The sequence below is a fragment of the Serratia sp. SSNIH1 genome (genome assembly GCF_002935055.1).
Taxonomy (GTDB): domain Bacteria; phylum Pseudomonadota; class Gammaproteobacteria; order Enterobacterales; family Enterobacteriaceae; genus Serratia; species Serratia nevei.
Map to the genome: position 1 here is coordinate 1,955,133 of NZ_CP026383.1, position 12,851 is coordinate 1,967,983.

The window sequence follows — 12,851 nt, forward strand, 5'->3', positions numbered from 1 at the left end:
CGGAGCGGGGCGCGGTTACAGCGCCTTGCTCATATACCAGATGCCTATCGAGCCCTGGGCGCTGGTGTAGCAGGTCTCGCCACAAATGCTCAATCCCTGGCGCTGATAAAAGCGTTGGGCGCCGGTGTTACGTTGCAGCACTTCCAGCCACAGCGTCTTCTGCCGGCGCTCGATGGCCCGCTGTTGCACCTGTTCGAACAGGCGCTGGCCATAGCCGTTGCCGGCATGGCCCGGCAGGAAATAGATTTTCTGCAGCTCTGCGCCGCGGGTTTGCGTTGGCGCCAGCAGGCTGTCGACGTTGAGCCGCGCATAGCCGACCAGGGCGTCATCCTCATAGGCCAACAGCCAGCACACGTCGGGATCGCGCAGCGTCCGTTCCAGCGCGGAGACGGAAAAATCCTCGGCGAGAAAGGCCTCGAGCTCGTGCGGGTAGCGCCACAGCTCACCGAAGTGCGCGCGATAGGTGCGGATGCCGATATCGCGCACCTGCGTTAAATCTTCCAGCAATGCCTGACGGACGGTGAACATGAATGAACCTCATCGAAGCGGGAACCGATGAGTATAGCGAGTTAATTTTCAAGATGTCGCGGCGTTTCACGACGAAAACCCAGGCCGATGATGCGGCCGAACAGGCGCGGCAGCCAGCGGCTGTTGCCGACGCGGGCGATCAGGCGCGAACCGCCCGCCGCGCGGCGTTCGCCCGGCTTGCGCTGGCTCATTTTGATCTGCAAAAACTGGATGGCCCGGGTGGGGAATTCGCGCCGGCGCTGCACGCTCAGCAGATGCTTCAGCTGCAGCCGATGCTGGCGCAGCGGCGGGATCAGGGCGTTGGCGGCGGCCACCGCGTCCTGAATCGCCAGGTTGACGCCCACGCCGCCGATCGGTGACATGGCGTGCGCGGCGTCGCCGATGCACAGCACCCCCGGTTTGGCCCAGCGATCCAGACGATCGATGCGGATGCTCAGCAGCTTCACCTGATCCCACTCGACGATCTCCTGCAGGCGATCGTCCTGGAATGGCGCCACCTCGGCGAGGTGCAGCAAAAATTTCTCCAGGCCGCTGCGGCGGATCGCGTCGAAGCTGCCTTTATCGATCGAGTAGCCGCACTGCCAGTAGTCGCCGCGGTCGATCATGATGAAGTTCTGCTTCGGCCCGGTATGGCCCATCGACCAGGCCGGATCGCCCGGCTGCTTGCTGAGCTTCATCCACAATACGTCGCGCGGGGCACCGAAGGAGCGGCTGCTGAGCGCCGCCTGCTCGCGCACCACCGAGTTGCGGCCGTCGGTGCCGATCACCAGCTGGCTGCGCACGCGGATCGGGCCTTCCGGCGTGTCGGCCAGCACGCCGCATACCTGGCCGCGGTCGTTGAGTAGCTGATGAACCTGCGTTGAGGTAAGCAGCCTGAAATGGGGGAACGCGGCGGCCTGCTGCGCCAAAAAGTTGAGGAACTCCCACTGCGGCATAAAGGCGATAAATTTGCAGCGCGTCGGCAGGCGGGTGAAATCCGCCAGCTTAATGTCGCGCCCGGCGACTTCGGCGTGCAGGGATTCGGCGCGCTGGTGTGGCAGCGTCAGCAGTTCGTCGAGCAGGCCCAGCTGGTGCATGACTTCCAGCGTCGACGGATGAATGGTGTCACCGCGAAAATCGCGCAGGAAGTCGGCGTGCTTCTCCAGCACCGTCACGTCGATCCCCGCCCGCGCCAGCAGATAGCCGAGCATTAGCCCGGCGGGGCCGCCTCCCACGATGCAGCAGGTGGTGGCGTAAGGTGTGATCGGTGATGACGGCATGGCGCTTGACCCCAGAGAGCGGCCCGCATCCCGCGAACCGCAAATGAATGTTTAGTGTTGATAATGATTATCAATATCATGTTTGGCTGTCAACCCGCGGCGCAGTGTGGTCAAAGGGGGCGGACAGATGGCCGACGCGGAACAGCTGGCCGTTTTGCACGGGGGACTGCGGCGGTTCACGCCATAAATCCAGCCGCACTAATCGCCAGTCGGCGGGATCGAACGCCACGATGGAGGCCAGCGCGCTGGGGGCCGCCTGCTGTTGCCGACGCAGCGCAGGCAGATCGCTGTAGGGGGCGATAATCTGCTCCTGACAGGTCGCCCAGGCGGCCCCGGCCAGATGAGGGCGATCGAAATGCGCCAGCCACGGCAGCCAATGATTGACACGCGGCCAGCCGAACGCCTGGCTGAGCCCCCTGAAACCCTCGTCGGTCAGGAAGTCGCTCATGCCGGCGCTGCTGTTCCACAGGTAGAAGGGAGCGTAGAGGTTCTCGGCGCTGCCTTCGCTGCGCTGCGCGTACAGATAGGCTTTGACGATCAGCTGCGGGCAGGCGTCGAGCCGGTGGCCGAAATTGGCGATGCGGCGGCGGACGATGGCCATGTCGTAATCGGCGGGCAGGGTGAAACGGTATTGCATCGCGAGCATAAGGATTCTCCGCAAAGACATTGACCGGGAGAGCGTGATACGCCATCTTTATCAGTAAAATCGGTATTATTTTGATTGATGGTTCAGAAAATCAGGATGGTCAGCATGGGGCGAATAACGTTCGATCTCGAGGATTTGCGCAGCTTTGTTACCGGCGTCGAACTGGGCAGCTTTGCCAAGGCCGCTGAACGGTTAGGGCGCTCGACTTCAGCGGTCAGCGCCCACCTGAAAAAGCTGGAACAGCAGGTTGGCGCGCCGATCCTGCGCAAGGCCGGACGCGGCATGGTGATGACCGAGGCGGGGGAAACCTTGCTCGGCTACGCGCGCCGTCTGCTGGAGCTCAATGACGAAGCCGCCGCCGCGGTGCGCGGGTTGGATCTGCAGGGCACGGTGCGGCTGGGGCTGCAGGAGGATTTCGGCGAGACGTTTTTGCCGCAGGTATTGGGCAGCTTCGCGCGCGCCAATCCGAAGGTGCGCATCGAGGCGCGCATCGCCCGCAATGCCGAGCTGATCGACTGGGTGCTGAAAGGCCAGCTGGATCTGTCGCTGGCGTGGGATGGCGGTTTGAGCACGCCGTTTCATCAGGCGCTGGGGCAGCGGCAGCTGCACTGGATCGCCTCGCCCGGCTTCGCGCTGGCACCCTGGCGAGAAGGGGATGAGCCGCTTTCGCTGGTGATGTTCGACGCGCCTTGCCTGATGCGCAGCGCGGCGACGCAGGCGCTGGATCGCGCCGGTATTCCCTGGCGCATTGCCTTTACCAGCCGCAGCCTGAACGGCGTTTGGGCGGCGGTGAACGCCGGGTTGGGCGTTACGGTGCGCACGGCGGCGGGTTTGCCGCCCGGTCTGGCGCCGCTGGCGCCCGAACTGCTGCCTGCTCTCGGCCAGCTCGGCGTGGTGCTGCACCGCGCCGAGGATCAGCCTTCCGCCGCCGTGCAGCGGCTGGCGCAGATCGTGGTCGAGCGGATCGGCACTAATCTTTAGCGATAGGCTGCTTGCCGCTCAGCTGGCCCCATTCGCTCCAGGCGCCGTCATACAGCTTGACCTGCGGCGCGCCGAGCGACAGCAGGCCGAACGCCAGCACCGCCGCCGTCACGCCGGAGCCGCAGCTGGTGATGATCGGCCCGTTGATGTCCACGCCCTTGTCGCTGAAGGTTTGGCGCAGCGCTTCCAGCGATTTGAAGCGGCCGTTCTCCAGCAGCTCGCCGTACGGAATGTTGATGCTGCCGGGAATATGACCGCGGTGCAGGCCGGGGCGCGGCTCCGGCGCTTCGGCATAAAAGCGCGGCGCGGCGCGCGCGTCGAGAATTTGCACCGGCGTGCCCAACGCCTGTTCCACTTGCCGCATATTCACCACCGCGTCGGCGTTGAACCGGGCGTTGAACGTCTGCGGCTCAGGCTGCGCCGGGCCGGTCTCCAGCGCCTGGCCCAGCGCTGCCCAGCCGTTCAGCCCTTCGTCCAACACGTAAACATGCCGGGCGCCGAAATTGCGGAAGGTCCACCAGCCGCGCGGCGCGGAGAACTGGTTGCCCTCATCGTAAATCACCAGGGTGTCGCGCTCGCTGATACCCAACTTGCCCACCGCCACGCCAAACTCCGCCGCCGTCGGCAGCATGTGCGGCAGCGCGGTGTTTTTGTCCGCCACCTCGTCGATATCGAAATAGACCGCGCCAGGGATATGGCCGCGTTCGAACTCGGCAAGCATGTCTTTCTTCGGCGTCAGCCCGACCGGCGACATCCGGACGTCGATCACCACCAGATTTTCATCGTTGATATGCTGCGCAAGCCATTGGGGAGTCACCAGAAACGGAGAGTTCATCGTCATTGTTCGCCTGTTGTGAAAACGGATTTTCACTATACACCAGGCCGTGCGGGGATGAAGTATGATGTTCAGTCAAAGAGGATGGGCGGGGAGCGGAGAAAACATGACGGATCAGGCGTTTGGCGGGGCCAAAATCGCGCTGCTGTGCGACGATCGCTTGCTGGTTTACCAACGGGACGACAAACCGGGCATTCCGTGGCCCGGCCTGTGGGATCTGCCCGGCGGCGGGCGGGAAAACGGCGAAACGCCGCTGCAGTGCGTGCAGCGGGAGACGCAGGAAGAATTCGGCGTGGCGATCGCCGAATGCCAGGTGACCTGGCGGCGGCGCTACGACGGCATCCTGCCGGGCTCCCCGCCGACCTGGTTTATGGCCGGCGAGATCGCCCCGGCGCAGATCGCCGCCATTCGCTTCGGCGATGAAGGCCAGCGCTGGCAGATGATGCCGGTGGCGCAGTTTATTCACCATCCGCAGGGCATCGAACATCTGCGCCGCCGGGTGGCGGAGTTTTTGCTTCAGTCCGTCTGAGGTTGCAGCACGCTGCTCGGCATCAGCCGCTGGATGGTGGCGCCGACCCGCTGCACCGCCTGTTCGATCTCCGCCGTCAGCTTAGGCGCATAGTTGATGCGCAGGCAGTTGCGGTATTTGCCGGCGGCGGAAAAGATGCTGCCGACGGCGATCTGCACGCCCTGCGGCTCAAGATGGCGGTTCAGCCGCAGGGTGTCGAACGCCTCGTCCAGTTCGATCCACAGCATAAAGCCGCCGCGCGGCCGGCTGACGCGGGTGCCGGCCGGGAAGTACTTCAGGATAAGGTCGGTCATGCGGTCGCGGTTCTGCTGGTAGCGGGCGCGCATGCGCCGCAGGTGCTGCAGATAGTGCCCGCTGCGGATAAATTCGGCGATCGCCAGCTGCGGCTGGGTGGCGGTGGCGCCGGAGCCGATAAACTTCATGTGCAGCACCCGCTCCAGGTAGCGGCCGGGCGCGATCCAGCCCACCCGCAGCCCCGGCGCCAGCGTTTTGGAAAACGAGCTGCACAGCAGCACGCGGCCGTCTTCGTCGAACGACTTGATGGTGCGCGGCCGCGGGTAGTGATAGGCGATGTCGCCGTAGACGTCGTCCTCGATGATCGCCGCGTCGTGGCGCTGCGCCAGCGTCAGCAACCGCTGTTTGTGGGCGTCGGGCATGATGTAGCCCAGCGGATTGTTGCAGTTGGGCGTCAGCAGGATGGCCTTGACCGGCCACTGTTCCAGCGCCATCTCCAGCGCCGCCAGGCTGACGCCGGTGAGCGGGTCGGTGGGGATTTCCAGCGCCTTGATACCCAGGCCCTTCAGCGTCTGCATGGTGCCGTGGAAGCAGGGCGAGTCGACCGCCACGATGTCGCCGGGTTGGCAAACGGCGCGCAGCCCGGCGGAAATCGCTTCCTGGCAGCCGGTGGTGATCAGCAACTGGTCGGGGCCGATTTGGCAGCCGGAATCCAGCAGCAGGCGGGCAACCTGTTCGCGCAGCGCGGCCACGCCCTGAATGCTGTCGTAATACAGGCTGCGCAGGTCGCCGTGGCGGGCGGCGTTGCGCAGGGCGACGATCAGCGGTTTCATCGTCGGCTCGGCGATATCCGGCATGCCGCGCCCCAGCTGGATCAGGCCCTCGTGCGGCCGGCTGCGCACCAGCTCCAGCACCTGCTCCCATTGCGAAATGTCTACCGGCCGCTGCACCGGCGCCGTCATGGCAGGCAGCTCGGCCTGCGCGCGCTGCGTATGCACGAAGTAGCCCGACTTCGGCCGCGCTTCCACCAGGCGCTGTTCCTCCAGCAGCCGGTAGGCTTGCTGTACCGTACTGATGCTGACGCCGTGCTCCTGGCTCAGCGTGCGCACCGAAGGCAGGCGGTGGCCGGCCGGATACAGCCCTTGCTGAATACGTTGGCTGAGAATGGCGGCCAGGGTGGCGTAGCGTGTCATACAGAGGCCTCTTATCGGGATGAATGATTAAAAAACCGGTACAGATTCTTTCAAAGTAAACCATTCAGCGATTTTATTGGCGCATCTGTATGAAAAAAATAGCGCCAGCGTGAATCTGTATTGTTTTTCTCCCGGCGAGCATGATGACTGCAACGCGAAAACATCAGGGAGAATAACAACATGGCTCTTTTTGCTGGTATGCCGCTGCGGCGCTCGGTAGGTTGGTCACGCTGGCGTCTCTATCTGCTGCGGCACAGAACGAGAAAGGAGCTGTTATTGTTGAACGACAGGCAGCTGGCGGACATCGGCCTGACGCAGGTGGAAGCCCGGCGTGAAGGCTATAAACCGTTCTGGAGAGAATAAGGAAAGCGAATGCTGAAACTATTGGGCAAGGCTTCATCGATCAACGTGCGCAAGGTGCTGTGGACCTGCCAGGAGCTGGGGCTGCCGCTGGTGCGGGAGGACTGGGGCAGCGGCTTTCGCTCCACGCAGGAGCCGGCGTTTCTGGCGCTGAACCCGAACGGCCTGGTGCCGGTGCTGATCGACGGCGAGCGGGCGCTGTGGGAGTCGAACACCATCTGCCGCTATCTGGCGGGGCGGGAAGGGTGCCGCGATCTGCTGCCGCAGGAACCCGGTGCGCGTGCGGCGGTGGAGATGTGGATGGACTGGCAGGCCACCGATCTGAACGGCGCCTGGCGCTATGTGTTCATGTCGCGGGTGCGTGGGCATGCGGATTATCAGGATGCCGCCAGCCTGGCCGCCGCCGAGCGTGAGTGGAACCGGCTGATGGGGTTGCTGGACAAGCATTTGGCGCAGCACGGCCCTTATGCCGCCGGCGACGCCTTCACGTTGGCGGACGTGGTGCTGGGGCTGTCGTTGAATCGCTGGTTGATGACGCCGTTCGAGCGGCCGAATTATGCGGCGCTGGCGGCCTATCAGCAGCGCCTGCTGCAACGCCCCGGCTACGTGCAGCACGGCGCTAACGGTTTACCGTGATATGAAATAAACGGTTCATTTTATCTCACCGGATACGGCAAGCCGTGTCTGGGCTTTCTGCGTTGCATCCTCCCGTCAACGTTTCATGAACGGCATCACGAATATGAATTTTATTTTCCCGTGCGCTTGTTATTGAAATTTACATTCCATATAAACCCGTTATCAGACGGCGCGTTTCATTGAGCGGCGCCTGGTTCTACGCAGGATTTCGATCACGGGAGAAAATGATGAAACAGGTACGCGTTGGGTTAATCGGCACCGGTTATATCGGGCGTTGTCACGCTATTGCCTATGCGCAGGCCCCCACGGTCTTTCCTCTGAAAGGGGAGCTGGTGCTGGAGATGTTGGCGGAAGTGACGCCCGAGCTGGCGGCGCAGCGCGCCACCGAGTTCGGTTTCGCGCGTTCGACCGGCGATTGGCGGCAGCTGGTGGCCGATCCGGCGATCGACGTGGTGGACATCTGCGCGCCCAACTTCTTGCACAAAGAGATGGCGTTGGAGGCGATTCGCCACGGCAAGCACGTGTATTCGGAAAAGCCGCTGGCGCTGGGCGCCGCCGACGCGGCGGAGATGGTGCAGGCCGCCCGCGCCAAGGGCGTGAAAACGCTGGTCGGTTTCAACTACATGAAGAACCCGACCAGCCAGCTGGCGCGCGAGATCATCGCCAATGGCGAAATCGGTGAGGTGGTGCATTTTTACGGCACCCACAATGAGGATTATCTGGCCGACCCGCGCACGCCGATTGACTGGCACTGCCGCCGCGCCAGCGCCGGGCTGGGTGCGCTGGGAGATCTGGCGGCGCATATCGTCAATATGGCCCACTACCTGGTGGGCGATATCGTGGCGGTCTCCGGCGATATGCAGACCGTGATCAAACAGCGCCCGGATCCGCAAGACCCGGCGCGCCTGCTGCCGGTGGAAAACGAAGATCAGGCCAGCGCGCTGCTGCGTTTCGCCGGCGGGGCGATGGGCACTCTCGAAACCTCGCGCATCGCCTGCGGGCGTAAGATGGGGCTGACCTATGTGGTCACCGGCACTAAAGGCACGCTGAGCTATACCCAGGAACGGATGGCGGAGCTGAAGCTGTATCGGCACGATGAGCCGGCGGAGCGGCAGGGGTTCAAAACGCTGTTGGTAGGGCCGAAACACCCGGACTACGCGGCGTTCTGCATCAGCGCCGGGCACGGCATCGGCTTTAACGATCAGAAGACGGTGGAGATCCGCGATCTGGTCAACGGCATCGCCGCGGGCGATCGCATGTGGCCGGACTTTGAAGAAGGCTGGAAGGTGTCGTGCGTGCTGGATGCGATAGCCGCCTCCGCCGAGCAGCGGCGCTGGCTGGAGATCAACCGCGATTGAAAATGAAATGGCGCTCTCTCGTGGACAGCGCCATTAGGTTGCTATGTTACTAACTTAATATCTTATTAAGCTAGTTGCATAATAAGTTGCTGACCTGGCAACTTAGAACGAGAAGCACGAACAGCCGAACGCGCCCCAGAAGGCATTCTCGTCCGACACCGGGATGCTGGAGCGGCGCGCAATGTCATGCTGATGCGCGTGTACGCCACACGGGCCACAGCATTGGTGCGCCTGGCTCAGCACGCCGACTTTGGCCGCCGCCGACGGCGGCGCGGAGCGGTAGTGGCCCGGCACCTGGGTGACCGGCGACCACTCCGGCAGCACCGGCAGCGGCGGCGGCGCCAGCGGCGAGAAGCTGCCGGCGGCGTAGACCACCTTGCCGTCCACCACCGTCATTACCGACTCGATGCCTTTGATCTGCTCTTCCGGCACGCTGAAATAGTCCTGCGACAGCACCGCCACATCCGCCAGCTGGCCGACCTTGATCTGGCCTTTCTTGCCTTGTTCGGTGGAGAACCAGGCGCTGCCTTGCGTCCATAGCATCAGCGCCGTTTCGCGATCCAGCCGGGCGCTGTCGTCGTACATCGCCATGCCGCCGACGGTGCGGCCGGAAACCAGCCAGTACAGCGCCGTCCACGGGTTGTAGCTGGCGACGCGGGTGGCGTCGGTGCCCAGTCCGACCGGCAGCTCAGCCGCCAGCATTTTCGCTACCGGCGGCGTATGTTTGGTGGCTTCGATGCCGTAGCGGTCGGCGAAATATTCGCCCTGGAACGCCATGCGGTGCTGCACCGCAATGCCGCCGCCCAATGCCTTGACCCGCTCGATATTGCGCTCGGTAATGGTTTCGGCGTGGTCGAACAGCCAGTGCAGCCCGTTGAACGGAATGTCGCGGTTCACCTTCTCGAACACGTCCAGCATGCGGCTGATGGATTCGTCATAGGTAGCGTGCAGGCGGAACGGCCAGCGGTGCTCGACCAAATGGCGCACCACCCGCTCCAGCTCGTCTTCGGTACCCGGCGGCAGATCCGGGCGCGGCTGCAGGAAGTCTTCGAAGTCGGCGGCGGAAAACACCAGCATCTCGCCGGCGCCGTTGTGGCGATAGAAGTCGGTGCCCTGACCCGGCTTGAGCATGTCGGTCCACAGCTCGAAGTCTTCCAGCTCCTGCTTCGGCCGCTGGGTGAACAGGTTATAGGCGATGCGGATGGTCAGCTGCTTTTTCTCGTGCAGCTCGGCGATCACCTGATAATCCTCCGGATAGTTCTGGAAGCCGCCGCCGGCGTCGATGGCGCTGGTGAGGCCCAGACGGTTCAGCTCGCGCATAAACTGGCGGGTGGAATTAACCTGCTGTTCCAGCGGCAGCTTCGGCCCTTTCGCCAGCGTGGCGTACAGGATCATGGCGTTGGGCTTGGCGATCAGCATGCCGGTCGGGTTGCCGTTGGCGTCGCGCTGGATCTCGCCACCCGGCGGGTTCGGCGTGTCTTTGGTGTAGCCGACCACCTTCAGCGCCGCGCGGTTGAGCAGCGCGCGATCGTAGAGGTGCAGAATGAACACCGGCGTGTCCGGCGCCGCCTGGTTGATTTCGTCCAGCGTCGGCATGCGGCGCTCGGCGAACTGGAATTCGGTCCAGCCGCCGACCACCCGCACCCACTGCGGATTCGGCGTGCGCAGCGCCTGTTCTTTCAACATGCGCAGGGCGTCGGCCAGCGAAGGCACGCCTTCCCAGCGCAGCTCCAGGTTATAGTTCAGGCCGCCGCGGATCAGGTGCAGGTGCGAGTCGTTCAGGCCCGGAATGGCGGTGTGACCGTGCAGATCGATCACCTGGGTTTCCGGCCCGGCGTGCTGCATGACTTCGCTTTCGCTGCCGACCGCCAGAAACTTGCCGTCGCGGATGGCGACCGCCTGTGCGGTGGGATTTTGGCGATCGACGGTGTGAAACTTGCCGTTGGTGATGATCAATGAAGCGTGGTGGTTCATAACATTCTCCCGGCGAACCGCCTAGCGGCGGGTCAGCCATTGATGAAAAACGCGAGTCACGATAGGCATCCACAGGTACACCACCAGGGCGACCACGGTGGCGTCATTGAGAAAATGGCCGAGCAGCGTGCCGTCCAGCTGCGGCAGCACCACCCCCCAAAACCAGGGCACCAGATTGGTGGAAGGGAAGATCACCAGCAGGGTGATGATGAACTGCTTCCACTGGGGCGGCTGGCGCACGCCGGGGTTGGGCGGGGTAAACCAGAACTCCGCGCCGGGGCGGATCTCGATATGGTCGCTCTCCAGCAGCAGCGGGGTGACTTCTTCGATGTATTGCTTGCGCAGCGGCGAGTGGATCCAGCGGTACAGGTTGTCGAGGTTGTCGAAGCGGACCAACACCGTATAGGCCTGTTCGTCGCCAGCAGGGCGGATGACGTTGACGCCCAAATGGCCGGTGAAGCCCGCGGCGTCGGGCATGATGCGGTTCAGCCAGGCCTCATAGGCCTGCTCGTTCCCCGGCGCCAAACGGTGGGTGATCACCAGCGTGACATGCTGCGGATGGGCCATAAAACCGACTCCTGAAAATACCCCGGCGCAGGGCCGGGGCAAGGGGATTATTTCACCGTGCGAGCCGGTGCGTGGTGCACCATGGTGTAAGCGTAGTCGACGCCCATGCCGTACGCGCCGCTGTGTTCGCGCACCAGCGCCATCACCGCGTCGTAGGTATCTTTGCGCGCCCAGTCGCGCTGGTACTCCAGCAGCACCTGCTGCCAGGTCACCGGCACGGCGCCGGCCTGCACCATGCGGTCGATTGAACGCTCGTGCGCATCGACGGAGGTGCCGCCGGAGGTGTCGGTCACCACATACACTTCATAGCCGGCTTCCAGCGCCATCAGCGCCGGGAAGGTTAGACACACTTCGGTCCACAGCGCGGAGATCACCAGCTTTTTGCGGCCGGTGGCTTCCACGGCTTTAACGAAGGCCGCGTCTTCCCAGGAGTTCATCGAGGTGCGTTCAATCGGGGTGATTTCAGGGTGTACCGCCAGCAGTTCCGGCCAGATATAGCCGCTGAAGCTTTCGGTTTCTACCGAGGTGAAAAGGGTTGGCACGTTGAAAATCTTGCCCGCCTTCGCCAAACCAACAACGTTGTTTTTCAGTTGCTGACGATCAATATTAGCCACGCCGAAGGCCATTTGCGGTTGATGGTCGATAAAAATCAGTGCGGAGTTGTCTTTATCAAGTAGTTGAAACTTGGACATAATTTACCTTCCCAGTGATATTTCGGTTGAACATCTGATGAGTGTAACGCCGATAAAACGCATGGTAGGCAGAGGGCGATTTCAAAGATACCGCAGAATTTTTGCCGACTTGTTGAGTTTTTTTATACACGGGAGAAAGCATGAGATTAAACCTGGAAGCGCTGCTGATTTTGGACGCGCTGGACCGGCACGGATCTTTCGCCGCCGCAGCCGCCGCACTGTTTAAAACCCCTTCGGCACTCAGCTATATGGTGCAAAAGCTGGAGAACGATCTCGACATCACCCTGCTGGACCGCTCCGGCCACCGGGCGAAGTTCACCGATACCGGCAAGCTGATGCTGGAAAAAGGCCGGGTGCTGCTGCGGGCGGCGCAGGATCTGGAGCAGCAGGCGCGCTACGTGGAGAACGGCTGGGAAAGCGAGATCACGCTCGGGATCGACGCCTCCTTCCCGTTCGCCCGCCTGTTGCCACTGATCGACGAGTTCTATCGGCAACATCATCATACCCGGCTGCGCTTCAGCCACGAGGTGCTGGCCGGCTCCTGGGAATCGCTGGTTTATGGCTGCGCCGACATTATTATCGGCGCCATCTGCGAGCCGCCGTCGCGGGTGGGCTATGCGTTCAGCCGGCTGGGGCAGCTGGATTACGTGTTCGCCGTCGCGCCGCAGCATCCGTTGGCGGCGCTGCCGGAACCGTTGCCGAAGGACGAAATCCGTCAGCACCGGGCGGTGGTGGTGCGCGATACCTCGCGGGTCAACGCGCCGCAGAGCCTGAACCTGCTCGAAGAGCAGGATACGCTGACGGTCTTCGGCTTCGACGCCAAGCTGCAGGCGCAGTTGGCCGGGTTGGGCTGCGGCTATCTGCCGCGTTCTCTGGCGGAACCTTACCTTAACAGCGGCGAACTGGTGGCGAAACGCGTTGAATCTGAGCGCTGCAGCGACGTTGCCTATTTCGGCTGGCGGGAAAGCGCCAGCGGTCTGGCGGCCAAGTGGTGGCGCGAGCGGCTGCAGCGTTACGCGGATGACGGCGAGGCTTACCCGGCGGCGCAGTGAGGGCCGC

At 63.2% G+C, this 12,851-nt stretch carries 14 protein-coding genes; 6 read left to right on the plus strand and 8 right to left on the minus strand.

Going from position 1 to position 12,851, the window contains the following annotated elements:
- Positions 1-15: 15 nt before the first annotated feature.
- The 3 genes from C3F38_RS09425 to C3F38_RS09435 form a co-directional block, all read right to left on the minus strand.
- Entirely contained in the window at positions 16-528 is a 513-nt protein-coding gene (locus tag C3F38_RS09425) for a GNAT family N-acetyltransferase (RefSeq protein ID WP_038880108.1), read from the minus strand.
- Between the two features lie 41 nt (positions 529-569).
- Entirely contained in the window at positions 570-1,787 is a 1,218-nt protein-coding gene (locus tag C3F38_RS09430) for an FAD-dependent oxidoreductase (protein WP_047728286.1), read from the minus strand.
- 76 nt (positions 1,788-1,863) lie between these two features.
- Positions 1,864-2,433, minus strand: a complete 570-nt coding sequence (locus C3F38_RS09435) for a DUF4865 family protein (protein WP_055316039.1) — start codon at positions 2,431-2,433, stop codon at positions 1,864-1,866.
- A gap of 105 nt (positions 2,434-2,538) precedes the next feature.
- Here C3F38_RS09435 and C3F38_RS09440 point away from each other — a divergent pair, with 105 nt between their 5' ends.
- Complete coding sequence (locus C3F38_RS09440) at positions 2,539-3,414, plus strand: LysR substrate-binding domain-containing protein (RefSeq protein ID WP_038880116.1); 876 nt, start codon at positions 2,539-2,541, stop codon at positions 3,412-3,414.
- On the opposite strand, the gene sseA is transcribed toward C3F38_RS09440, so the two are convergent.
- Complete coding sequence (gene sseA, locus C3F38_RS09445; RefSeq protein WP_038880118.1) at positions 3,404-4,249, minus strand: 3-mercaptopyruvate sulfurtransferase; 846 nt, start codon at positions 4,247-4,249, stop codon at positions 3,404-3,406. The genes C3F38_RS09440 and sseA overlap by 11 nt on opposite strands.
- 106 nt (positions 4,250-4,355) lie before the next feature.
- On the opposite strand from sseA, the gene C3F38_RS09450 reads away from it, so the two are divergent.
- Positions 4,356-4,778 (plus strand): NUDIX hydrolase, encoded by a 423-nt coding sequence (locus C3F38_RS09450; protein WP_055312496.1) that lies wholly within the window; start codon positions 4,356-4,358, stop codon positions 4,776-4,778.
- On the opposite strand, the gene C3F38_RS09455 is transcribed toward C3F38_RS09450, so the two are convergent.
- Entirely contained in the window at positions 4,766-6,205 is a 1,440-nt protein-coding gene (locus C3F38_RS09455; RefSeq protein ID WP_055316040.1) for a PLP-dependent aminotransferase family protein, read from the minus strand. The genes C3F38_RS09450 and C3F38_RS09455 overlap by 13 nt on opposite strands.
- Positions 6,206-6,385: 180 nt before the next feature.
- Here C3F38_RS09455 and C3F38_RS09460 point away from each other — a divergent pair, with 180 nt between their 5' ends.
- The 3 genes from C3F38_RS09460 (at position 6,386) to C3F38_RS09470 (ending at position 8,559) form a co-directional block, all read left to right on the plus strand.
- The gene (locus C3F38_RS09460; RefSeq protein WP_038880126.1) at positions 6,386-6,568 is read left to right on the plus strand and encodes a DUF1127 domain-containing protein; all 183 of its coding nucleotides are present in this window, start codon (positions 6,386-6,388) and stop codon (positions 6,566-6,568) included.
- Between the two features lie 9 nt (positions 6,569-6,577).
- Complete coding sequence (locus tag C3F38_RS09465; protein WP_055316041.1) at positions 6,578-7,201, plus strand: glutathione S-transferase family protein; 624 nt, start codon at positions 6,578-6,580, stop codon at positions 7,199-7,201.
- Between the two features lie 227 nt (positions 7,202-7,428).
- The gene (locus tag C3F38_RS09470; RefSeq protein WP_047728281.1) at positions 7,429-8,559 is read left to right on the plus strand and encodes a Gfo/Idh/MocA family protein; all 1,131 of its coding nucleotides are present in this window, start codon (positions 7,429-7,431) and stop codon (positions 8,557-8,559) included.
- Positions 8,560-8,661: 102 nt separating this feature from the next.
- On the opposite strand, the gene C3F38_RS09475 is transcribed toward C3F38_RS09470, so the two are convergent.
- The 3 genes from C3F38_RS09475 to C3F38_RS09485 are packed head-to-tail and all read right to left on the minus strand — an operon-like array spanning position 8,662 to position 11,792.
- On the minus strand, positions 8,662-10,533 hold the full coding sequence (locus tag C3F38_RS09475; RefSeq protein ID WP_033637616.1) for an amidohydrolase: 1,872 nt from the start codon (positions 10,531-10,533) through the stop codon (positions 8,662-8,664).
- Between the two features lie 21 nt (positions 10,534-10,554).
- Positions 10,555-11,100 (minus strand): antibiotic biosynthesis monooxygenase, encoded by a 546-nt coding sequence (locus C3F38_RS09480; RefSeq protein WP_055312498.1) that lies wholly within the window; start codon positions 11,098-11,100, stop codon positions 10,555-10,557.
- Between the two features lie 47 nt (positions 11,101-11,147).
- A complete protein-coding gene (locus C3F38_RS09485) occupies positions 11,148-11,792 on the minus strand; it encodes a hydrolase (RefSeq protein ID WP_004939390.1) in 645 nt (214 codons plus the stop codon).
- Between the two features lie 140 nt (positions 11,793-11,932).
- Between C3F38_RS09485 and C3F38_RS09490 the strand changes: the two genes are divergently transcribed.
- Complete coding sequence (locus C3F38_RS09490) at positions 11,933-12,844, plus strand: LysR substrate-binding domain-containing protein (RefSeq protein WP_033646934.1); 912 nt, start codon at positions 11,933-11,935, stop codon at positions 12,842-12,844.
- Positions 12,845-12,851: the final 7 nt, after the last annotated feature.

Coding starts and splice junctions, on each gene's coding strand:
- C3F38_RS09430 (WP_047728286.1), bottom strand. CDS start 1,787: ATGCCGTCATCACCGATCACACCTTACGCCACCACCTGCTGCATCGTG.
- C3F38_RS09485 (WP_004939390.1), bottom strand. CDS start 11,792: ATGTCCAAGTTTCAACTACTTGATAAAGACAACTCCGCACTGATTTTT.
- C3F38_RS09480 (WP_055312498.1), bottom strand. CDS start 11,100: ATGGCCCATCCGCAGCATGTCACGCTGGTGATCACCCACCGTTTGGCG.
- C3F38_RS09450 (WP_055312496.1), top strand. CDS start 4,356: ATGACGGATCAGGCGTTTGGCGGGGCCAAAATCGCGCTGCTGTGCGAC.
- C3F38_RS09435 (WP_055316039.1), bottom strand. CDS start 2,433: ATGCTCGCGATGCAATACCGTTTCACCCTGCCCGCCGATTACGACATG.
- C3F38_RS09475 (WP_033637616.1), bottom strand. CDS start 10,533: ATGAACCACCACGCTTCATTGATCATCACCAACGGCAAGTTTCACACC.
- C3F38_RS09440 (WP_038880116.1), top strand. CDS start 2,539: ATGGGGCGAATAACGTTCGATCTCGAGGATTTGCGCAGCTTTGTTACC.
- C3F38_RS09465 (WP_055316041.1), top strand. CDS start 6,578: ATGCTGAAACTATTGGGCAAGGCTTCATCGATCAACGTGCGCAAGGTG.
- C3F38_RS09455 (WP_055316040.1), bottom strand. CDS start 6,205: ATGACACGCTACGCCACCCTGGCCGCCATTCTCAGCCAACGTATTCAG.
- C3F38_RS09460 (WP_038880126.1), top strand. CDS start 6,386: ATGGCTCTTTTTGCTGGTATGCCGCTGCGGCGCTCGGTAGGTTGGTCA.
- C3F38_RS09425 (WP_038880108.1), bottom strand. CDS start 528: ATGTTCACCGTCCGTCAGGCATTGCTGGAAGATTTAACGCAGGTGCGC.
- C3F38_RS09490 (WP_033646934.1), top strand. CDS start 11,933: ATGAGATTAAACCTGGAAGCGCTGCTGATTTTGGACGCGCTGGACCGG.
- sseA (WP_038880118.1), bottom strand. CDS start 4,249: ATGAACTCTCCGTTTCTGGTGACTCCCCAATGGCTTGCGCAGCATATC.
- C3F38_RS09470 (WP_047728281.1), top strand. CDS start 7,429: ATGAAACAGGTACGCGTTGGGTTAATCGGCACCGGTTATATCGGGCGT.